This window comes from Bradyrhizobium acaciae (assembly GCF_020889785.1).
In the GTDB taxonomy this organism is placed as follows: Bacteria; Pseudomonadota; Alphaproteobacteria; order Rhizobiales; family Xanthobacteraceae; genus Bradyrhizobium; species Bradyrhizobium acaciae.
In genome coordinates this window covers 1-20,794 of the sequence record NZ_JACMYK010000125.1, presented here as the reverse complement: position 1 = coordinate 20,794, position 20,794 = coordinate 1, and the positions used below count along the sequence as shown (strand labels likewise).

Below are 20,794 nucleotides of genomic sequence, written 5' to 3'. Positions count from 1 at the left end.
CAGGCGCGTCCCGGCTTCCAGCAACGGCGCGCTCCGCCGCCGCGCGCCGCAAAGCCGCCGCCCAAGAACAAGCGCCAGTAACGCGCGAGGTGGCACCGGCGTCAAACGCCGGCGCCACTTTCCGAACTGCGAACGGCAGATCAGCGCTGCCTGGTGATCACGGCTTCCAGATATTCGCTGGGGATGACCAGCGTGCCATCCTTCGCGACATTGAACTGGTCCATCAGGCGGAACATGTCGGCCGTGAGCAATTGCTGCTTGACCGTGTCGATCGCGCCGAAGGCCTTCAGCACCGGACCGTAATAGGTGCGGAAGATCTCGAGGAAGTGCTCGCGCGACCGGTAGCGGAAATTGAAGTGCCTGCGCGTGGCAGCAACCGCGGCCTGCGGGCCGAACAGGGCCGCGAGATGCGCTTCGGTGCCCCACAGCGCGGGAGATTTCACGCCCGGCGCCGGCGGCACATATTTTCCGATGGTCTTGAAGACCTGGCCGATGAACCCCTCCGGCGTCCAGTTCGCAAGGCCGATCTTGCCGCCGATGCGGCAGACGCGGCGCAGTTCATTCGCCGCCTGCTGCTGGTCGGCGGTGAACATGACGCCGAATGTCGACAGCACGACGTCGAAGCTCGCGTCGGCAAACGGCAGCTTCTCCGCATCCGCTTCCTGGAACGTCACGGACAGACGCTCCGCGGCCGCCCGCTCGCGGCCGCGCTCGAGCAGGGCTCCGACGTAATCGGTCGAGACCACGTCGGCAAAGCGCCGCGCCGCAGCCAGCGTCGCATTGCCGTTGCCAGCGGCGACGTCGAGCACCATTTGATTGCTGCGCAGGTCGACGGCCTCGCAGAGCGTTTCGCCGACGATCTGAAGCGTGGTGCCGACGATCGCGTAGTCGCCCGAGCTCCAGGTAGCTTGCTGACGTGCCTTGACGGCGGCGAGATCGACGGTGGGCATTTCGGTCTGCACGTTCATGTGAAGCTCCTTTGAATATGTGGTGCGGCTGACTGCGAGGCCACTTGCCCCGCAGCAACTCCGCGGTTGCGCTAATAGGCGTGCAATTACTTCAATGTGCTGCGAGCTAGCTGCGACGGTCGAGCAGGGCCGGGATGCGAGATGCGGCAACGATGTTCCAATCCGAACGCTGCCTGCAGCCGTGCTTGCGCTGAGGCCAAACGGCCCGTTGCGCTACTGCACGATACTCCTGAACGACGGGCCCTTCCGCCCTGGTGAACACAGGTGAAGACAAGCCTGCGATCACGAGCCCGAGCACTGCGCTTCGAATGATCGGCCGGGAGCAGCGGATGTCGGCACCCTTCGACCGCCGGCTCTCGCGCGGCATCAAGCGGCTGGCGTGCCGCTCACGCCGTGCGAGCATCCCTGCGACCGACTGATTGACGATCCGGCGGATGCGCAAGAGCAGAATGGAAAAATGCCTTCGCGCCGGATTGGACAAATACTCCATGAATGAAATCGACATCATCGTTTCCTTGATCGAATTGAGATGGCGCCCCGGGATCATCGATTGGCCCGAATGCGCCATGCGACGCCCGCGGGCGTCACTCGGCTGCAATGGGCGGTTGGACGGGATCGCCGCGCACCACCACGGTGGCCGCGACCTTGTAGAATTCCTCGCCCGGCATGCCGACGCAGCGCGCGTGCTCCCGGATCGAGTCGCCGTCGCGCGCCTCGTAGATGCAGAAAGTACCAATGCGACCATCTGCCTCATGCACCACATAGCTGCGGATCCAGCGGACGCGGTCCGGCATCTGCTCGTCGCCGATCCTGGCGGAGGTTGCGCCGGCGAGTTCCAGCTCGCCCATGTTTGCCCACGCGCTCGGACGGCGAATGACATAGAGTTCCATCGAGATCTCCTCGGTTGCGACGGTTGAACGGCAGGCTGCGGTGATCGCGGCCATGCTCAGCTATAGACGCCGCCCGCGCCAACTGTCCTTACCGCGGGCTGATCATTGTCTGATCTTTGCCTGAACCTTTTCCGCCGGCGCCGAACACATACACATGGCAATCTCGTTTGGACTGTTCGAGCTTGATGAAGCTGGACGCGTACTGCTGTGCGCGCGGCAAGAAATCGCTTTGCAGCCGCGTGTGTTCGATCTGCTGGTCTACCTTGTCCACCACCGCGATCGGGTCATCTCCAAGGAAGAGTTGCTCGATGCCGTCTGGCCGGATGTCACGGTCACCGACAACTCGCTGCAGCGTGCAGTGAGTTCGTTGCGCGCCGCGCTGCGCAAGGGTGGCATGGACGGAGCGATCCGCAATCTGCCCGGCAAGGGATATCGGTTCTTCCTCGATTCCGAGATCAGGCAGCCGGAACGCGTCGGCCTGAGGCAGGCCGATGGCGCCGTCGGTGCAATCGGAGCAATTGGTCTTGCCCGGCGCGCATCCGCCGGACAATTGTGGCTGCAGGCGGCAACCCTGTTTGAAAGCGCCGACGCAGACGGCCGGCTCAGCGCCGAAGACCTGCACGATTGGGCGCTTGCGCTGCAATGCCTCGGCAGAGCCGCGGCTGCCATCCCGATTCTGGTTCGTGCGGTCGCCGCAAGGAGCACGACAGGCGACGCTGCCGGGGCAGCGGTCGACGCGATCGCGCTCTCGGGCCTACATTTCGAGAGCGGTCAGGCCGCGATCGGAAAGGGCTGGCTCGCGCGCGCGGAAGATTGGGCCTCGAGGCTCGACGATGCTCCGACGACGGCCCTGCTGTTATGGATGAAGTCGAAACTGGCCGCCTTCGATGGCGAGCCGGAACAGGCACTCGCGCTGGCCGACGCAGCCTACTCTGCCGTCAAGTTCAAGGATGCGGTCAACGTCGAGGCGCTGAGCCTCGCCTATCGCGGCTTCTACCGGCTGTGCCTCGGCGATACGCATGGAGGACTGGCCGATCAGGACCATGCCGCCGCGGTCGCGCTGTCCAGCAACAACCTCGACCCGATCATGGGCGGCAGCCTCTACTGCAACATTCTCTGGGCGGCCCGGATGTTCGGAGATTGGGCACGGGCCGACCAGTGGACCCGGAGCTATCAGAATTTCTGTTCGGGCAGCGGCATGGAGCTGACGGGTTCATGCCAGTTGCATCGCTCCGAGGTGCTCGGCATCAGGGGCTCGCTCGACGAAGCGCTGGCTCGCATCCAGGACGCGCTCGCGCGCCTGACCAGCGATGCGCCATGGTCGATGGGCGATGCCAATCGGGTGCTCGGCGACATTCTGTCGGCGATCGGCAATGACGACGCCGCGCTCGAAGCCTACGACAGGGCTTACACCATGGGTTGGTGCCCGGAGCCGGGCCGCGCCATGTTGCTGCTCGCAAGAGGCGAAGCGGAAGCCGCCTATGCGAGCCTCGAGCGGAGCTTGATCGGCAAGTCCTGGTGGACATTGCAGCGCCGGGGAATCCTGCTCGCGCACCTGGCACTGGTCGCGGCTCGCACGCATCGGGCCGGCCGGGCCAAGGCTTTGATCTGCGAGCTTTCGGGAAGTCCGGATCGTTGGCCGATGCCCTCGATCCGCGCGCTCACCAATGAAGCGCAAGCGACGCTCGCTCTGTCCCGGCAGGATCACGAGGCCGCGATGCGGCATCTGCACCTCGCCCGCCAGCTCTGGTCGAGCATCGACGGGCGGGTCCAGATCGTGCGGCTGAGGCTCCAGATCGCCCGCCTCCAGCTGGAGCATGGCGACATACGCGGCGCCATGGCCGAGGTGCATGCGGCCCAGCTCGTGGCACGCGAACTGGGCTCGCCCAGGCTCCGCGCCGACTGCCTCGCCTTGCAGCATGACATCGATGGCTGGCAGCCGGCGGTGCGACGTCAAGGCATGGGCCGGTGATCAGGCCGCGCGGCGCAGCCAGTCGCGCACGCGTTCGATCAGGTTCTTCCTCGGCGTGGGCAGAACGGTCGCAGCAGGCGGCGCGATTTCGCACGCGGATGACGGCGGCGCTTCGGATGCAACTGCCTCCGCGACCTGCTCCGCCTCGGCTACTTCGCCAACGTCTGCAACGGCGTGTTCCGGCACCATGGCTGGCGTATCGGGTTCGCTCCGCGCCACCGGCTCGATCGCTGGTGTCTCCGTCGGCACCGGCACTTCAGCGAAGTCAGGCGCGCTGGCGACCTCCTGATCCTCGATGACCGGTGGCGCCATCGCTGCGCGGCTGCGCCGTCGCTCCGCGGCCTGAACCCGCAACTGCGCGCGCCGCTCGCGCTCGGCGTTCGCAGCGGCCTGCAACGCGATCGGGCCGACATTCTCCAGAAACGTGCGCTCATAGCTGCGCGACAGCCGTTCGAGCGCCGCATCGAGCGGTAGCCAGTCGACTTCCCTGATGTCGCTCATCAACGCGCGCACCGGCTTGCCGCCGGCATCCATGCGCCAGTAATGCACCACCTTCGATCGGCCGCCTGAATCATAGACCAGCGTGCCGAGGAATTCGTGCACCTCGACGTCGTGGCCGGTTTCCTCCAGCACCTCGCGCTCGGCGGCATCGCGCGCGGTCTCGCCGTCGTCGAGCTTGCCCTTCGGCAGCACCCATTCATTGCGCTTGCGCAGGCGCACGACGGCAAAGCGCGGCGGTGTCTCCCGCCGCAGCACAATGCCCCCCGCCGCCAGAACAGGCGTCCGCGCCATCTCGTGTCCATCAAGTTTGCGATTTAGGATCGTCGCACGACGATCGCGGACATTCTAAAGCATGATCGGGGGAAGTGGAAACCGCTTTCATGCTCAAACAATGAGCCGATGGACACGCGAGATCAGATTGAGGGCTTGCGCAGCAACGGTTCGCCGCATTTGATCCGCGCTCCCTCCGCAATATTGTCGCAGAACTCGAAATTGTCGGGCGCCAGCACGATGATGGTCGAGCCGTGCTCGAACCAGCCGAGTTCATCGCCCTTCTTCACATGTACGTCACAGGGGAAATCCACCGGGCCGCGCGACTGCGCGTTCAGCGTGATGTCGAGGAAATGCAGGCGGAGGCTTGCGACCAGAATCGCCGCCACCGGCACCAGCGTCAGCGCCTCCCCGCTCGGGAGCTTCGCGCGCAGCACCGCGCGCTCGTTCTTGCAGAACAACCGCTCGATCCGCTTCAGTGCGATCGGGTTGACGTTCCAGACGTCGCCATGAATGAACGTCACCTTGTCGATCGCAAGGTCATACGGCGCGTGGAAGCGGTGATACATGCTCGAGGTCAGCCGCAGCGTGACGAAGCGGCCGTTCCGGTGCTGCTCGACCAGCGCGGGATCGCCGAGCAGATCGAGCAGCGAATAGGGCGCACCCTTGACCTGGAACAATTGCCCGTCCTCGATCCGCCCATGCGCGCCGATGATCGCATCCGACGGGCTCGCGATGATGGCGGGATCGGCTGCGGCCGGACGCAGGCCGGGCTTCAGCTCGCGGGTAAAGCAATCGTGCAAACTCTTGAACTCGGTCTTCCTCGCCTCCGACAGATCGAGGTCGGAGAACAGTTTCCAGCAGGCGATCGAGGCGTCGCGCACCAGGGGGTTCTCGACCTTGGAGAACCAGCCCATGAAGCGGGTCAGCGCCGCCCGCGGAATCCGGTTGGTGAGCAGGAAATTGAGGTCTTCCTGCTGGGTGAATGCCGCGATCAGGCCCTTGACTGTCATGAATCTGTTAGGTGCCGAGGCTAGCGCTTCTGTCATGGAAACATCCCTTCCGATTCTTTCGCTGTCCGCCGCCGCGCTTGCCGGCGCCGCTGCAGCTTTCCCCAAAATTCAGGCCCGCCTCGCGCTGTCGCGGGCCAAGCACCGCTCGCTGACCGGACATTCCAAGATGTCCAAGATGGTCGCGCGCATGGTGCCGCACTACGAATTCGACATCGACGCGTTCTTCTGCTCCGACGGAGCGCCGAAGGACGTCGCGATGCAGCGGCAGGACGGCTTCTTCCGCCTCGCCGGGCTCTACCAGGACCGCTACCCGAAGGGCCGCGCGCTCACTGCCGAGGTCACCGAGCGGATCTCTGATCTGCAATTCACCGAAACCTACCGGGTGCCGTTCCAGTACAGCCGCCTGGTGCGCGAGCATCTCGGCACCTCGGCCTTCGTGCAGGCCTCGAGCGGCGTCACCGTGACCGACGTCGACGGCAATGTGTCCTACGACCTGACCGGCTCCTACGGCGTCAACATCTTCGGCAACGACTTCTACAAGGAGTGCATCGCCGAGGGCGAAAAGCGCGCGCAGGCGCTCGGTCCCGTGCTCGGCCCCTACCATCCGATCATCGCCGACAATGTGAAGCGGCTGTGCGAGCTTTCCGGCCTCGACGAGGTCTCGTTCCACATGTCCGGCACCGAAGCGGTGATGCAGGCGGTGCGGCTCGCGCGCTACCACACCAAGCGGACCCATCTGGTGCGCTTCGCCGGCAGCTATCACGGCTGGTGGGGCGAGGTGCAGCCCGGCGTCGGCAATCCGGTGTCGCCGCACGAGACCTACACACTCGCCGACATGTCGGAGAAGACGCTGCACGTGCTGCGCACCCGCAAGGACATCGCCTGCGTGCTGGTCAATCCGTTGCAGGCGCTGCATCCGAATTCCAACGCGCCCGGCGATTCCGCGCTGGTCGATTCGTCGCGCTCCTCGAAATACGACCGCGCCGCCTATACCGAATGGCTGAAGAGGCTGCGCGAGGTCTGCACCGAGCGCGGCATCGTGCTGATCTTCGACGAGGTGTTCGTCGGCTTCCGCCTCGCCGCCGGCGGCGCCCAGGAATATTTCGGCGTCAAGGCCGACATGGCAACCTACGGCAAGAGCCTGGCCGGCGGACTGCCGATCGGGGTGGTGTGCGGCCGCAAGGACCTGATGCGGCGATTCCGCGACGACCGTCCGGCCGACATCTGCTTCGCCCGCGGCACCTTCAACTCGCATCCCTATGTGATGACGGCGATGGACGAGTTCCTGAGCCGGCTCGCCAGCCCGAACTTCCGCTCGATCTACAACGGGCTCGACGAGACCTGGAACGGCCGCGCCAAGGCGCTCAACGACCGTCTCACGGCCGCAGGCCTGCCGGTTCGCGTCGGCAACATCTCGTCGATCTGGACCGTCTATTACACCGAGCCGTCCCGCTACAACTGGATGCTGCAATACTATCTGCGCGCCGAGGGGCTGGCGCTGAGCTGGGTCGGCACCGGCCGCCTGATCTTCACCCTGAACTACACCGACGCCGATTTCGCGGAGGTTGCCGATCGCTTCGTCGCCGCGTCCGAGAAGATGAAGCGCGACGGCTGGTGGTGGCACAAGGACGGCCTCACCAACAAGAACATCAAGCGGCAAATCCTGAAGGAGATGGTCGCTGTGAGGCTTGGGCGCTGAGTTAGCGCGCGGTCCCTCTGCCCCCTCGCCCCGCTCTTGCGGGGAGAGGGTCGGGGTGAGGGGCTGCATCCACAGAATCGGTAACAGACAGACTCGCGGTGAGCCCCCCTCACCCGGATCGCTGACGCGATCCGACCTCTCCCCGCAAGCGGGGCGAGGTGAAGGGCGCGCGCGGTCAATAGCGCTCAACAAGTGATTATCCGCCGTAGCTCTAAGAACGGTGATGCCCGGGACAAGCCCGGGCATGACGCAAGTTTGCAGACGCTGGGAGCAACGATCAGGCGTGCTTGACGTGCTTCTCGAGACCCGGATCGATCAGTTCGCCCTTCATCAGGAACAGCGGCGCCTTGTGATAAAGCTTCAGGTCGTTGAAGGGATCGGTGATGATCTTGGTCATCCAGACGAGGCCGGTCTCGACGTCGCGGATGAAGAACAGGTGGATGGTGCGGAACAGCAAGCCGCCGATACCGACCACGAGCCAGATCTTCGCAACCTGACGGGCGAAGTCGACCGTCGTGACCCAGGGCTTGAACAGGCCGAACAGGGTCGGATCGAAGTACAGCACCATCGGCGAGAGCGCCCAGATCGCCATCAGCACGACCTTGCGCTGCAGATTGTAGCCGACCTTGATGTCTTCCTTGTGCTCGTGGGTCGCCTGGTTGACGTGGTCATATCCCTTCGGCTCGAAGAAGAAGTGACCGGCCTGGCGCGAGGTCATCGAGACCAGCCAGCCGACCAGCGCCGATACGACCGGATCGAAGAACAGCATCACATAGGCGAACAAGAAGCTCAGCGCGCTGACGAAGTGCAGGCTCTGGTTGATCCGGCTATGATGGTAGAAGCGATGGTCATCCCAACGCTGGGTACGCAGCTCTTGCAGGAAGTTCTTGATCATTGGTTCCCCCAACATCTTTCGGGACAGGATTTACAGGGATTCGATGTATCGCGTGTGACATCATCATAATGACATATGACAATGCGGAGCGACGCCTTGACGCAACCGGAGCAGGGTCTCGCCTCATCCCGGAAAGTTCATGGGGATGAGGCGGAGGAGATCGTAGCCTCCCGGTTGGAGCGCGCTGCGCGCGACCTCACCCGGGAGAACCGGCCGGCAGAGCCGCCTGGCTTGGCCTAGTCAGGCAGCCTCCTCAGGCGGCCTTGGCCACATCCGCCTTGCGGAAACGGACCAGCGAGAAATGGCCGAGCGGCGGGATCAGGCGGCGTTCCGCGAGCTCCATGCCGCCTGCGCCGGCCAGCCACTTGGTGTAGCGCGACCAGGCGAATTCGGCGGTCCGGAACCCGAGCGGGCGCACCACCGGCTGCAGCGTCTGCTCGATGAAGCGGCGCACACCGGCATCGGCGCTGACGCGGGTCAGGATGATCAATTCGCCGCCGGGCTTCACCACGCGCGCGAACTCGTCCATCGCGGCTTCCGGGTTCGGCACCGCCGACAGCACGTACTGTGCCATCACGACGTCGAACGAATTGTCGGGGAATTCGAGCTTCTCCGCATCCATCACCGCGAGACCCTCGACATTCTTCAGGCCCTGCTCGGCGACACGCTTTTTGGCCTTCTCCAGCATCGCCTCGGAGATATCGGTGCCGAAGATGCGGACATTTTGGCCGTAGAGGGGCAGCGAGATGCCGGTGCCGACGCCGACCTCGAGCACGCGGCCGCCGATCTTGTTGGTGGCCTGGATCGCAGCCTGCCGGCCCTTGCTGAAAACGCCGCCGAACACGAGGTCGTAGATCGGCGCCCAGCGGTCATAGGCCTGCTCGACCGTTTCGCGGTCGAAGTCCATGGAACGGTCAGCGCCCAGCTTGATGATTTCAGCCATTGATAGTCTCTCGTCTTTCGTTCGATTGAGCTGTTAATTCGGAACCGCACTGCGGCCGGCGACGCGGCGCGCGGGCCGCGGCGCGCGGCTCGGCTGCAACGTGGCCAGATTGCCGATGAACTGACGCGCACTGTTTTCCCAGGAACGCTCCAACGCGAAATTGCGGCAGTCCGCGCGCGACATGTTCAGCGCGCGCAGGCAGGCGGAGCGCAGATCGTTGTCGATCGCGCCGATCGGATGATCCGCGATCACGTCCTTCGGGCCGGTCACCGGGAACGCCGCGACCGGCGTACCGCAGGCCAGCGCCTCGAGCTGCACGACGCCGAACGTGTCGGTCAGGCTCGGAAACACGAAGACGTCGGCGGCAGCGAGATGCGAAGTCAAATCCTGCCCCTTCTTCTCGCCGAGGAAAATCGCGTCGGGATACTTCTGCTCCAACGCCGCCCGCTGCGGACCGTCGCCGACCACGACCTTGGAGCCCGGCAGATCCAGCGACAGGAAGGCGTCGAGATTCTTCTCCACGGCGACGCGGCCCATGGTCATGAAGATCGGCCGCGGCAGATCGAGCAGCGCCGGCTGGTCCGGATTGAAGATTTTGGTGTCGACGCCGCGGGTCCAGAAGCCGAGCCGGCGGAAGCCGCGCTCGGCAAGCTCGGAGCGCAGCGAGTCGGTCGCAACCATCGTCATCGACCCGGCCGCATGGAAGTGACGCAGCACGGCGTAGCCGACGCTGTCGGGAATGCCGGTGCGCACCGAAACATATTCCGGGAAGCGCGTCGTATAGGATGTGGTGAAGGCGAGCTTGTTCCGCTGGCAATAGCCGCGCACCGCCCAGCCGATCGGTCCTTCGGTCGCGATGTGGATCGCCTCGGGCGCGGCCTCCTCGATCCGGCGCGCGATCTCGCGGCGGTTCGGCAGCGCCATCCGCAGGCCCGGATAGGTCGGCACGCCGACCGAACGGAAACCGTCGGGGGTGAGGAATTCGATCTCGGCGCCAAGCGTCTCGGCGCTGCGCGCGAGCGACGTCAGCGTCCGGACCACGCCGTTGACTTGCGGATGCCAGGCATCGGTCGCAACGAGTATGCGCATTGCAGGAGATCCAAATCGTTAATCTTGATTCTGCTCGCACGACGTTCTGACATGGATGTTTCAAACGTATGACGTCATCGAAATGTTAGGTTGTTTTTCAGGGCAAACCGCCGGTTTTTCGTGTAACGTGACAATCAGATGTCAGAGCAGACTGAAAATTCCGGCACCGCGCGCCGCAGGCTCAAACGGCGAAACTCGTCGTTCCTGATCCTCGCGGCCGGCATGCTCGTGTTCGGTCTCGCCGCCGGCGTGCTGTTCTACGGACTGCGCCCGGTGACGCTCTCGATCGCCGTCGGGCCGACCGGCAGCGAGGACGTCAAGCTCATCCAGGGCTTCGCGCAGGCGTTTGCGCACAGCGGCAACTCGGTGCGGCTGAAGCCGGTCACGACGCAAGGCTCCGCCGAAAGCATCGCGCTGTTCACCGCGAACAAGGTCGACCTCGCGGTGGTGCGCGGCGATCTCAATCTGCCCGCGAGCGCCGAGTCGGTTGCGATCCTGCGCAAGAATGTCGTGGTGCTGTGGACGCCCTCGGCTGCGAAGGGCAAGCGGCGGCCAGCCAGGATCAAGAGCCTCGGTGATCTCGTCGGCCACAAGGTCGGCGTGGTCGGCAGCACTCAGGACAACGTCACGCTGCTGCGAGTGATCCTGACCGAGTCCGGGGTCAACCCCGATAAGGTCGCGATCAGCCAGTTCAAGCTCAGCCAGATCGCCGACCTCGCGCGCGATCCTTCGCTCGACGCCTACATGACCGTCGGCCCGCTCGACAGCAAGGTGACGGCGGAAGCGATCACAGCAACGGCGGCTGCACGCGGCGAGCCGAAATTCCTTCCCATCGATGTCTCCGAAGCGATCGCGCAGAAGCATCCGCGCTACGAGTCCGAAGAAATCGCCGGCAGCATCTTCTCGTCATCGCCGGCGCGGCCCGAGGACAAGGTCGAGACCGTCGGGGTCAATCACCTCATCATCGCGCAGCATGCACTGGCGGAATCGACCGTCGGTGCGCTCGATCGGCAATTGTTCACGCAGCGGCTCCAGGTCGCGCGCGACCTGCCGGCCGCCGCCAAGATCGAGAAGCCTGACACCGACAAGGATGCCGCGCTGCCGGCGCATCAGGGCGCGGCCGCCTATATCGACGGTACCGAGCGCACCTTCCTCGAAAAATACTCCGACTACATCTGGGGCGGCATCCTGCTGGTCTCCGGCCTCGGCTCGGCGGGCGCCTGGCTGCGCCACTACGCGAAGCGCGACGAGCGCGAGCAGTACATCACCCATCGCGACAATCTGCTGAAGCTGATCGCGCGGGTGCGCGGCGCCGAGACGGCGGAGGAACTCGCCGCAATGCAGGACGACGCGGACGCGCTGCTGCGCGAGGCGCTCGATTGCTACGACGACGGCGCGATCGAGGAAGGCGATCTCTCGGCGATCGGGCTGACGCTCGAGCAATTCCATCACGCCGTCTCCGACCGCCGCGCCGTGATCAACGGCGACAGGCCGGGCCTGCCGAGGATACGGGCCGGCTAGGCGCGCGCACGCCGATTGCACCGAGAGCAATGTGTACCGAGAGCAATGTTTGGATTGCGCGTGCATGCGCGCGTGGCCATATCAGCACGACCACAACGCTCCGCACGACATTATGACCACGTCCATCATCGCTGACATGCCCGCGCCGTTCGTACTCGCGGTCGCATTGGCCGCAGTCTTCCTGATCGCCTTCATGAAGGGCGCGTTCGGCGGCGGCTTCGCCATCGTCGGCATTCCGCTGCTCTCGCTGGCGATGGACCCGATTGCGGCCGGCGCCCTGCTGGCGCCGCTGTTCGTCGTCATGGACATCACGGCGCTGCGGTTCTGGAAGCCCGATACCTGGTCGCGCACCGACCTCGCGATGCTGCTGCCCGCGCTCGTCGTCGGCATCGGCCTCGGCTATTTCGTGCTGCGCGATCTCGACCGGCATGCGGTCGAGATCGTGATGGGCGTGGTGACGCTGGTATTCGCCGCGCTGTGGTTCATCGGCGGCGGCGAGATCAAGCCGCGACCGCGCTCGACGATCAAGGCGACCTTCGCCGGCCTCTCATCTGGCGTCACCACGATGGTGGCGCATTCGGGCGGGCCGCCGCTTGCGATCTACCTGTTGCCGCTCGGCATGTCGAAGGCGCTCTATGCCGGCACCACCAGCCTGTTCTTCACGGTCGGCAATCTCCTGAAGGCCGGTCCGTGGCTCGTGCTCGCCACGCCGTCGCGAAGCCTGTGGATATTGATGGCGCTTTGCGTGCCGGCCGTGCCGGTCGGCGTCTGGGCCGGATGGCGGCTGCACGAGCGCCTCGACCAGCGCGCGCTGTACCGCACCTGCTACGCCATTCTCGTCGTCACCGCGGCGAAGCTGCTGTGGGACGGACTGGCCGGATACATTCACCTTTGAGCGCCGCCGGCGTAGTTGCTTCTCGTCAGGAAGATCGCGCGCTCCGGCTGCCGCTCACGGTGACGGCTAGCGGCCCGATCCCCTCGAGCGGTTTGACCATCTCGTCCGGCTCGAGCCGCCGGCGCGCCACGAAGGAGAAATGGCGGCGCAGCTTCAAGACCGGCTTCTCGATCCAGTGCCAGGAGAATGCCGCAAACGCCGTGATCAGCACCAGCGCGACGGCGAACTGCACGATCAGCGACGCATTCGGCAGCCACACCTTCACCACCTGCTGCATCGGAAAGCCATACAGGTAGATGCCGTAGGAGTAGTCGCCCTTCGAAAACAGCGGCAGCTTCGGCAGCTTGGAGACGCCGAGGAACACGGTGATGTAGACCAGCGCCGGAGCGACGACGGCATTGAGGACGGGCTGGGTGATCCAGGCCGCCGGCCCAAGCAGTGCGGCGCCGAGGCAGAGCGCACAGCAGGCGGCGAGAATGCGCCCGTCATAGGGAATACGGTCGCGGTAGAGGTAGACTGCGATTGCGAGCAGGCAGGCGACCGGCAATTTCGCGCCACGACCGAGAAACAGCGCCGTGCTGAAGATCTTGTCGTACATCGTGCCCGCAACGCCGGGCGGGAGTTGCGACGGACCGGCGGCATGCCCGGTGATCTGCACGGCAAAGCCGATGCCGACCAGAGTGACAACGCCGAGCACGATCAGCGCCGGTCTGCGCAGCAGCCCGAACGCCATGATGAGCGCCATCACAGCGTAGCAGCCATATTCGAACGGCACGGTCCAGAGCGAACTGTTGACCTCCGGCGCGGGATTTCCGGTGAACACGCCCGGCAGCGTGTAGTTCACCAGGCCGACGACGTTCGTGAAGTATTTCCAGGTGCCGGCGCTGGTGAAATAGTCGGCGAGCGGCAGCGTCGTGAAGATCGGCCCGAGGATCAGCGCCGACAGCACGATCTCGACCGCGAGTGCCGGAATGATCCGCAAGCCGCGATTGATCAGAAATTCCTTAACGCTGAGCCGCAACCCGCTCGCGGCGATCAGAAATCCGCTCAGTGCGAAGAACATCACCAGGATCGCAAACTGCGGAAACCAGATGATCCACGCCTGATCGGAGGTGCCGCTACCAGTCGCAACGTAGGGCGTATGCCCCGCGACCACGGCGATCGCGAGCGCAACACGGATGAAATCGAACCCGGGACCGAAGCCCTTCTGCCGATCCAGCATGCTCCCGATCGAAGGCGCTGGCATGATTTCCGCTCCATTCCGAACCACGCCTTTGGACAGCAAGCCTCGTGCCAGGATAGATGTCCTGATGCGGTACAACCTCCCCGGCAACGCGCCCTTAACCGTGCGACGAAACACCGACGAAACAAATCCCTAACGGCACGAAACCATTTTGGCGACTTCGTGCAAACGTCCTGAAACGCCTCACCTGTACTGGTTTGACCCAACGACGCGCCGGGACTGGCGCGCAGGGCGCAAATAACAGGGGTCGACAATGTTCAATTCCATCAAGCTGAACGCACGTCTCGTTGCCGCCGCCTTCGGTGCGCTGGCGATTGGATCAGTCGCTTTCGCGAACTCCGCCGCGGCCGCGCCGCTGCCGATGTTCCCCTTTATCCTGACACCGCCGACCGAGGCCGTGCAGCCGCGGGTGCAGTCGATGCCGCAGGCGCAGGAGGAAGACCGTTCCGTTGAATTGCCTGCCCGCCTGCGCCGCCAGGTCGTCGCCTATCCGACGCGCGAGGCGCCCGGCACCATCATCATCGATACGCCGCACACCTATCTCTATCTCGTGCTCGGCAATGGCCAGGCCATGCGCTACGGCATCGGCGTCGGCCGCGACGGCTTCACCTGGTCGGGCACCCAGACCATCACCAAGAAGGCGGAGTGGCCGGATTGGACGCCCCCGCCGGAAATGATCGCCCGCCAGCCCTATCTGCCGCGCCAGATGGCCGGCGGCCCCGGCAATCCGCTCGGTGCCCGCGCCATGTATCTCGGCGGCACCATCTACCGCATCCACGGCACCAACGCGCCGGAGACGATCGGCACCCGCGTGTCCTCGGGCTGCCTGCGCCTCACCAATGAGGACGTCAGCGACCTCTATTCACGGGTCAACGTCGGCACCAAGGTGATCGTGCTGCCGATGACCGACCGCCGCGCCGACCTCGGCTCCGCCGTCCGCTAGGCCCGGCATATCCAGACATCGACGACGGCTCCGGCAATCACGCCGGGGCCGTTGTCGCGTTCATAATCGTTAACGTCGAGATCGTTAACTTACAGGTGATCGCCGCTTCCGCCCCCGAAGCAGCTTGATCCCGCCACACTGGCGCCCTCGTCGGGAGGCCTGTACAAGCCGTCAAAGTTGATTTTCATCCGGGGGAATGATGCGTCTACCGATGCATCCAAGAACAATCGCGCTCGGCATCACCGTGGTCCTGGTCTCGTTCGCGATCAGCCTCAAGGCCATGGACTGGCTTGCGCCGAGCGCCACCGTGCAGAAGCCGCAGCTCGCAGAGCTGCCGCCGCTGCCGCAGGCGCCGCGTTCCTCGACGGTCGTGGCGCAGGTCTCGGTCGCGCTGTCGGCGATCCGCGACGCCGCCGAACGCGGTGCGCCGAAGACCTTCGGCGGCAAGGCCGACAACCCGGTCCAGCAGATCCTGCAAAATGCCGACATCGGCTGGACCGCGTCACGCGGTCCGATCGCGGCCACCGGCGCGCAGGACGTGCTGACGCTGACGACCCCGATCAACGGCACGCTCAAGGTCACCGGCTCGCTGTCGGACAAGGCGACCGGCGCGGTCACCAACGCACTCGGCAGCCTGCTCGGCGGCAATGTCGCCAAGCAGATCGGCGCGGTGAACATCAAGAACGTCAACGCCAATGCCGACATCAAGGGCAACGTCACCCTGACCGCGCGGCCGAAGCTCGGCGCGTCCTGGCGGATCGAGCCGAACCTGCAGGCGCAGGTCAATCTCGGCGACACCAGCCTGTCGGCCGCCGGCGTCCGCATCAGCGTGCCGGCCCAGGTCAAGCCGGTCATCGACAAGGCGGCCGCCGATCAGATCTCCGCGGTCGAGGCGCGATTGCGCAACGATCCGGTGTTCCAGAACAACGCCCGCGCGCAATGGACCAAGGCCTGCCGCTCGATGCCGCTGCAGGGCACCGGCGGCACCTCGTCGATGCCGCCGATGTGGCTCGAGCTGCGACCGACCCGCGCGATCGCCGCGCAGCCGAAAGTCGATGCGTCCTCGATGATGCTGACGATGGGGATCGAGGCCGAGACGCGGATCACCGAGACGCAGACCACCCCGAACTGCCCGTTCCCCGACAAGCTCTCGATCGTGCCGCCGATGCCGAGTCAGGTCGCGATCGGCCTGCCGGTCGACCTGTCGTTCACCACGCTGACGCAGCTCGTCGAGGCGCAGCTGAAGGGCAAGACCTTCCCCGAGGACGGCTCCGGCCCGGTCGACGTCACCGTCAAGAGTGCGAGCATCGCCACCTCCGGTGACCGGCTTCTGATCTCGCTGTTGGTGCACGCCAAGGAGAAGAAGAGCTTCTTCGGCTTCGGCGCCGAGGCGACCGTGCACATCTGGGGCCGGCCGCGGCTCGACCAGGCGGCGCAGACGCTGCGGCTCGCCGACGTCGAGCTGGCGGTCGAGTCCGAGGCGGCGTTCGGCCTGCTCGGCGCCGCCGCGCGGGCGGCGATCCCGCACATGCAGCAGGCGCTCGCAGACCGGATGGTCGTCGACCTGAAGCCATTCGCGACCAACGCGGAGCGCAAGATCGCCACCGCGATCGCCGACCTGCAGAAGAACGAGGAAGGCATCCGCGTCGACGCCGAGGTCAACAGCATCCGCCTTGCCGGCATCGCGTTCGATTCGAAGACGCTCCGGGTGATCGTGGAAACCGACGGCACCATCAAGGCCGCCGTCACCGCGCTGCCCGCGCTGTAGTCTTCTCCCTCTTCCCGCCCTTCGCGGGGAGAGGGTCGGGATGAGGGGCTCTCTCCACCAGGCGGTACGGATCGGAAGGACCTGTACCCCCTCACCCGGATTGCTTCGCAATCCGACCTCTCCCCGCAAGCGGGGCGAGGTAAAGCGGCATTCCGCTGATCGAACAGCGGCCGCCGTCATATGCCCAAAAAGTCGTCTTTGCGACAGGTTGCCGCACCGGATAGAAGGTGCCCGGTGGAAGCAACCAACGAAAAGTCAGGGAGACAAACACGATGAAATCGCTCTTGGCCGCAGCAGCGGCCGGCCTCGCGCTTGCGGCCTCCGGCACCGCGGCTCACGCCCAGATCTCCGATGACGTCGTCAAGATCGGCGTTCTCACCGATATGTCGAGCCTCTATGCGGACGCCACCGGCAAGGGCTCGGTTGCAGCGGTCGAAATGGCGGTCGCAGACTACGGCGCCAAGGTGAAGGGCAAGCCGGTGCAAGTCGTCGTGGCCGATCATCAGAACAAGCCCGACGTTGGCGTCAGCATCGCGCGCAACTGGTACGACAACGAGAAGGTCGATGCGATCCTCGACGTGCCGACCTCGTCGGTCGCGCTGCCGATCTCGGCGCTGACGCGCGAGAAGAACAAGATCCACATCAATTCCGGCGGCGGCTCCTCCGACATCACCGGCACCGCCTGCTCGCCCAACACCGTGCACTGGACCTACGACACCTACGCGCTGTCGAACGTCGCCGGCAAGGCGATGGTCAAGCGCGGCGAAGACACCTGGTTCTTCGTCACCGCCGACTACGCCTTCGGCATGGCGCTGGAGCGCGACGCCGCCAACGTCGTCAAGGAGACCGGCGGCAAGGTGCTCGGCGACGTACGCCATCCGCTCAACTCGTCGGACTTCTCGTCCTTCCTGCTGCAGGCGCAGGCCTCGAAGGCCAAGGTCGTGGCGCTGGCGAATGCCGGCGGCGACACCACCACCGCGCTGAAGCAGGCCGCGGAGTTCGGCCTGACCCAGGGCGGCCAGAAGTTGATCGCGCTGCTGATGGAAATCACCGACACCCATGCGCTGGGCCTGAAGGCGACGCAGGGCCTGATCGTCACCGACGCGTTCTACTGGGACATGAACGACGAGACCCGCGCCTTCTCGAAGCGCTTCAACGAGAAGGTCGGCCACATGCCGACCATGATCCAAGCCGGCCTCTATTCGGCGACCATGCATTACCTGAAGGCGATCGACGCGATCGGTACCGACGAGGCGCCGAAGGTGATGGAGCAGATGCGCAAGACGCCGATCAACGACTTCTTCGCCAAGAACGGCCATATCCGGATCGACGGCCGCATGGTTCACGACATGTATCTGTTCGAGACCAAGAAGTCCGAGGAATCCAAGGGCGAATGGGACCTCTACAAGCTGATCGCAACCGTACCCGGCGACGAAGCCTTCCGTCCGCTCGACAAGGGCGGCTGCCCGCTGGTGAAGTCGAACTGACGAACACGCCGCTGCGGGCGTTCCGATCGCCCCAGCCCGCGCCCGATGACGGTGGAAAAGAAAACGCGCCCGGCTGCACCGGGCGCGTTTTTCTTTGCGCGACAGGCTTCGGCCACCGCCGCGTCAGCCGAGATCGCGCCTAAGGCGCGATGAGAAGAGGTCGAATCGTCATCGCGCTTTAGCTGTTTGTTTGAGCATGATCTTTTCGGAAAACCGCTTCGCACTTTTCCGGATCATGCTTTAGTCACCGTTCGCGCCCGGGATCATCCAGGTCGAATAGGTCTGCCAGACGCCATCGCCCAGATTGCGTTGATAGGCGATGAAATCGGCATGGTCGCCGTGCACGAGCTCATAGCGATAATGCCTCGAGAGGTCGTCGATCTGCTTGGTCATGGAACGTCTCCGTCAGAAGGGAAAGTCCTGTATTTCGACGTAGTCGGTGCGAACCGGACGTCAATGGAATGACACTCATCATTCAATCACAGACGCGCGATCCGCATCTGGACGGCAGCTTCAGCGCCCGGCGCGATGCGAACCGTGGCGCGGCACCTGGCCGATGCCGATACCGCTCTCCTGGGCCTGAAGCCGCTGCAGCACCGCGGGCGGTAGCAGCACCAGCCTGGCCGCAGGCGTCGGCGCACCGTTATTGAGCACGTCGCGATAGGGATAGAGCGCCTGGTAGGCGGCGGGCTCCGAGATCGCGGCCTGGGCCGAGGCCGCCGTCGCCGCGATAGCCGACAGCACTGCTGTCAGCGCGATGGCTTTGAACGTCCTTGCGAGGTGGGAAATCCTGGTGGTCATGGTAACGCTCCCGCGATTTAGATCGCATGCAATTAATTCGTTCGCGCCTGATAAAGGCATGGAACGACCGGTCTTCAAGTATCCCGATTTAATCGGATGCGATTTATTCGGGCGCCCTGCTTCAAATATCCGTGTGACCGGCGGCGCCATGCGCGGCCGGCAAGGCCGGTCTGTCCGCGCGGCGCGAGCGCCGCGTCAGCCGGTGCTGCCGATCGCAAGCGCAGATCGATCTGAAACATTGAAACGCGATCGCAGCGCCGCGATGCGCCTGCTTTCGAACCGGTCAAATTCGAGCAAGATCGGACAAGCGGTCGAGGTTGGCAGGATTTAACATCCACGCCATAGTGAATGACTATCCTGGTCATGCGCGAATGTGGGGTCGGCTATGGACGTGTCACCTTCTGGTAGCGAGAGCCAAAGCACGCCGCAGCCGCCACCAGCAACGCGCCAGGAGAATGCGCACGCTGCAACGCGCACGCCGGCCATCATTGTCGGCGTCGTTGCGGCCGTCATCGTTGCGCTGTCTGTCTACTATCTGCTGCGGCCCGAGCCGCTGCTCGTGCAGGGCGAGGTCGACGCAACGCGGCTCGATATCGCCGCGCGCGTCGACGGACGGGTCAAGGAGATCCCGGTCGAGCGCGGTCAGAACGTTCCCGCAGGCGCCGTGCTGGTGAGCATCGACAACCCGGAAACGCTGGCCAAACAAGACCAGATGCGGGCGGCGAAGGCCGTTGCGGATGCGCAGCTCGCCAATGTCATGGTTGGCACGCGGGTGGAGACCATTGCCGCACGCAAGGCGGAGATGCAGCGCGCCGAAGCCGCACAGGTGCTGGCGCAAAAGACCTTCGATCGCGCCAAGACGTTGACCGAGCAAGGCAACGCGCCGCAGGCCCGCCTCGATCAGACCACCGATGCGCTGCACGAGGCCGAGCGCGGGCTCGATCAGGCGAAATCGGCCTACGAGCAGGCGGTCAACGGCTACACCAAGGAAGAACGCGCGATCGCCAAGGCGAATGTCGAGAAGGCCGAAGCGGACATCCAGAGTGTCCAGTCGGTCATCGATCAGCTCGCGGTTTACGCTCCCGTCGCCGCACAGGTCTACCAGCGCAACGTCGAGCCGGGCGAGTTCGTGTCGCCGGGCGTGCCGCTGGTGACGCTGATCAATCTCGGCGATCTGTGGATCCACTTCGATCTGCGCGAGGATCTGGTGAAGGGCCTGAAGGTCGGCGACAAGTTCGAGGTCCGTATCCCCGCGCTCGACGACCGCCATGTCACGGTCGAGGTCAAGCTGATCGCAACCAAGGGCGAATATGCGAGCTGGCGGGCCACCCGTGCCACCGGCGATTTCGACCTGCGGACATTCTCGATCCGCGCCTATCCGGTCCAGCCGGTGCCCGAACTGCGGCCGGGCATGAGCGCCTATCTCGACTGGCGGTCGCGTCAATGAGGTTGGCGACGAAGCCCGGCTTCTGGCTGGTCGCACAGCGCGAGTGCCGGTGGCTGTTCCGCGACCGCGTCGCATTGCTGCTGATCTTCGGCGTGCCGCTGTTTGCCTTCGTGGTGCTCACCACCGTGTTCAGCCAACCGGTGATCCGGGGCCTCGGCGTCACCATCGTCGACAGCGACAAGTCGGATACCTCGCGCGCGCTGACGCAGCATGTCGCGGCGTCCCCGAGCCTGAGAATCGTCGACGACTCCGGCTCGCTGTCATCAGCCGTGCAGGACATCCGGTCCGGCAAGGCGATTTCGGCGATCTTCATCCCGCCGAATTTCGAGCGCGACCTGACGGCCGATCGCCGCCCGCAGGTAGTCGGCTTCTACAATCAGCAATTCCTGACCGCGGCCGGCATCGCCTCGTCGGGCCTGAACGATGCGCTGTCCGCCGCGGCGAAAGCG

The 20,794-nt window shown here is 64.9% G+C and carries 21 protein-coding genes; 10 read left to right on the top strand and 11 right to left on the bottom strand.

Going from position 1 to position 20,794, the window contains the following annotated elements; translation table 11 throughout:
- Window positions 1-140: 140 nt before the first annotated feature.
- The 3 genes from H8A92_RS31835 to H8A92_RS31825 all read right to left on the bottom strand — a co-directional run bounded on the left by H8A92_RS31835 (window position 141) and on the right by H8A92_RS31825 (window position 1,912).
- Entirely contained in the window at window positions 141-968 is an 828-nt protein-coding gene (locus tag H8A92_RS31835) for a class I SAM-dependent methyltransferase (protein WP_229199385.1), read from the bottom strand.
- Between the two features lie 106 nt (window positions 969-1,074).
- On the bottom strand, window positions 1,075-1,536 hold the full coding sequence (locus tag H8A92_RS31830) for a hypothetical protein (RefSeq protein WP_229199384.1): 462 nt from the start codon (window positions 1,534-1,536) through the stop codon (window positions 1,075-1,077).
- 16 nt (window positions 1,537-1,552) lie between these two features.
- Window positions 1,553-1,912: a nickel-binding protein gene (locus H8A92_RS31825; RefSeq protein WP_229199383.1), complete on the bottom strand. Its 360-nt coding sequence runs from the start codon at window positions 1,910-1,912 to the stop codon at window positions 1,553-1,555.
- A gap of 100 nt (window positions 1,913-2,012) precedes the next feature.
- On the opposite strand from H8A92_RS31825, the gene H8A92_RS31820 reads away from it, so the two are divergent.
- Entirely contained in the window at window positions 2,013-3,830 is a 1,818-nt protein-coding gene (locus H8A92_RS31820; RefSeq protein ID WP_229199382.1) for a winged helix-turn-helix domain-containing protein, read from the top strand.
- On the opposite strand, the gene H8A92_RS41240 is transcribed toward H8A92_RS31820, so the two are convergent.
- Together H8A92_RS41240 and asd are read right to left on the bottom strand one after the other, a co-directional pair.
- The gene (locus tag H8A92_RS41240) at window positions 3,831-4,622 is read right to left on the bottom strand and encodes an NUDIX hydrolase (protein WP_229199381.1); all 792 of its coding nucleotides are present in this window, start codon (window positions 4,620-4,622) and stop codon (window positions 3,831-3,833) included.
- A 122-nt stretch (window positions 4,623-4,744) separates the two neighbouring features.
- Entirely contained in the window at window positions 4,745-5,614 is an 870-nt protein-coding gene (gene asd / locus H8A92_RS31810; protein WP_229199386.1) for an archaetidylserine decarboxylase, read from the bottom strand.
- Window positions 5,615-5,648: 34 nt separating this feature from the next.
- Here asd and H8A92_RS31805 point away from each other — a divergent pair, with 34 nt between their 5' ends.
- Complete coding sequence (locus tag H8A92_RS31805) at window positions 5,649-7,313, top strand: aminotransferase class III-fold pyridoxal phosphate-dependent enzyme (RefSeq protein WP_229199380.1); 1,665 nt, start codon at window positions 5,649-5,651, stop codon at window positions 7,311-7,313.
- Between the two features lie 277 nt (window positions 7,314-7,590).
- On the opposite strand, the gene H8A92_RS31800 is transcribed toward H8A92_RS31805, so the two are convergent.
- The 3 genes from H8A92_RS31800 to H8A92_RS31790 form a co-directional block, all read right to left on the bottom strand.
- The gene (locus H8A92_RS31800) at window positions 7,591-8,208 is read right to left on the bottom strand and encodes a hypothetical protein (protein ID WP_229199379.1); all 618 of its coding nucleotides are present in this window, start codon (window positions 8,206-8,208) and stop codon (window positions 7,591-7,593) included.
- A gap of 253 nt (window positions 8,209-8,461) precedes the next feature.
- Window positions 8,462-9,151, bottom strand: coding sequence for a class I SAM-dependent methyltransferase (locus H8A92_RS31795; protein WP_163160825.1), 690 nt, complete (start codon window positions 9,149-9,151; stop codon window positions 8,462-8,464).
- A gap of 33 nt (window positions 9,152-9,184) precedes the next feature.
- The gene (locus H8A92_RS31790) at window positions 9,185-10,240 is read right to left on the bottom strand and encodes a glycosyltransferase family 4 protein (RefSeq protein ID WP_229199378.1); all 1,056 of its coding nucleotides are present in this window, start codon (window positions 10,238-10,240) and stop codon (window positions 9,185-9,187) included.
- A 138-nt stretch (window positions 10,241-10,378) separates the two neighbouring features.
- Between H8A92_RS31790 and H8A92_RS31785 the strand changes: the two genes are divergently transcribed.
- Entirely contained in the window at window positions 10,379-11,761 is a 1,383-nt protein-coding gene (locus H8A92_RS31785; RefSeq protein ID WP_229199377.1) for a TAXI family TRAP transporter solute-binding subunit, read from the top strand.
- Between the two features lie 112 nt (window positions 11,762-11,873).
- Entirely contained in the window at window positions 11,874-12,656 is a 783-nt protein-coding gene (locus tag H8A92_RS31780; protein ID WP_229199376.1) for a sulfite exporter TauE/SafE family protein, read from the top strand.
- A 25-nt stretch (window positions 12,657-12,681) separates the two neighbouring features.
- On the opposite strand, the gene H8A92_RS31775 is transcribed toward H8A92_RS31780, so the two are convergent.
- The gene (locus tag H8A92_RS31775) at window positions 12,682-13,902 is read right to left on the bottom strand and encodes an acyltransferase family protein (RefSeq protein WP_229199375.1); all 1,221 of its coding nucleotides are present in this window, start codon (window positions 13,900-13,902) and stop codon (window positions 12,682-12,684) included.
- A gap of 250 nt (window positions 13,903-14,152) precedes the next feature.
- On the opposite strand from H8A92_RS31775, the gene H8A92_RS31770 reads away from it, so the two are divergent.
- The 3 genes from H8A92_RS31770 to H8A92_RS31760 all read left to right on the top strand — a co-directional run bounded on the left by H8A92_RS31770 (window position 14,153) and on the right by H8A92_RS31760 (window position 18,097).
- On the top strand, window positions 14,153-14,842 hold the full coding sequence (locus H8A92_RS31770; RefSeq protein ID WP_229199374.1) for a L,D-transpeptidase: 690 nt from the start codon (window positions 14,153-14,155) through the stop codon (window positions 14,840-14,842).
- A gap of 199 nt (window positions 14,843-15,041) precedes the next feature.
- Window positions 15,042-16,610 carry a DUF4403 family protein gene (locus tag H8A92_RS31765; RefSeq protein ID WP_229199373.1) on the top strand — a complete coding sequence of 523 codons (1,569 nt, stop codon included), beginning with the start codon at window positions 15,042-15,044 and terminating at the stop codon, window positions 16,608-16,610.
- A 272-nt stretch (window positions 16,611-16,882) separates the two neighbouring features.
- Window positions 16,883-18,097, top strand: coding sequence for an ABC transporter substrate-binding protein (locus H8A92_RS31760; RefSeq protein ID WP_229199372.1), 1,215 nt, complete (start codon window positions 16,883-16,885; stop codon window positions 18,095-18,097).
- Window positions 18,098-18,337: 240 nt separating this feature from the next.
- On the opposite strand, the gene H8A92_RS31755 is transcribed toward H8A92_RS31760, so the two are convergent.
- Window positions 18,338-18,490 (bottom strand): hypothetical protein, encoded by a 153-nt coding sequence (locus tag H8A92_RS31755; protein WP_165446035.1) that lies wholly within the window; start codon window positions 18,488-18,490, stop codon window positions 18,338-18,340.
- A gap of 120 nt (window positions 18,491-18,610) precedes the next feature.
- Complete coding sequence (locus tag H8A92_RS31750) at window positions 18,611-18,898, bottom strand: hypothetical protein (RefSeq protein WP_229199371.1); 288 nt, start codon at window positions 18,896-18,898, stop codon at window positions 18,611-18,613.
- Between the two features lie 58 nt (window positions 18,899-18,956).
- Between H8A92_RS31750 and H8A92_RS31745 the strand changes: the two genes are divergently transcribed.
- The 3 genes from H8A92_RS31745 to H8A92_RS31735 form a co-directional block, all read left to right on the top strand.
- Complete coding sequence (locus H8A92_RS31745) at window positions 18,957-19,229, top strand: hypothetical protein (RefSeq protein WP_229199370.1); 273 nt, start codon at window positions 18,957-18,959, stop codon at window positions 19,227-19,229.
- Window positions 19,230-19,283: 54 nt separating this feature from the next.
- Complete coding sequence (locus H8A92_RS31740; protein WP_229199369.1) at window positions 19,284-20,345, top strand: HlyD family secretion protein; 1,062 nt, start codon at window positions 19,284-19,286, stop codon at window positions 20,343-20,345.
- Window positions 20,342-20,794 (top strand): ABC transporter permease (locus tag H8A92_RS31735; protein ID WP_229199368.1); only part of this gene is annotated, 453 nt, incomplete at its 3' end. The genes H8A92_RS31740 and H8A92_RS31735, both read left to right, overlap by 4 nt.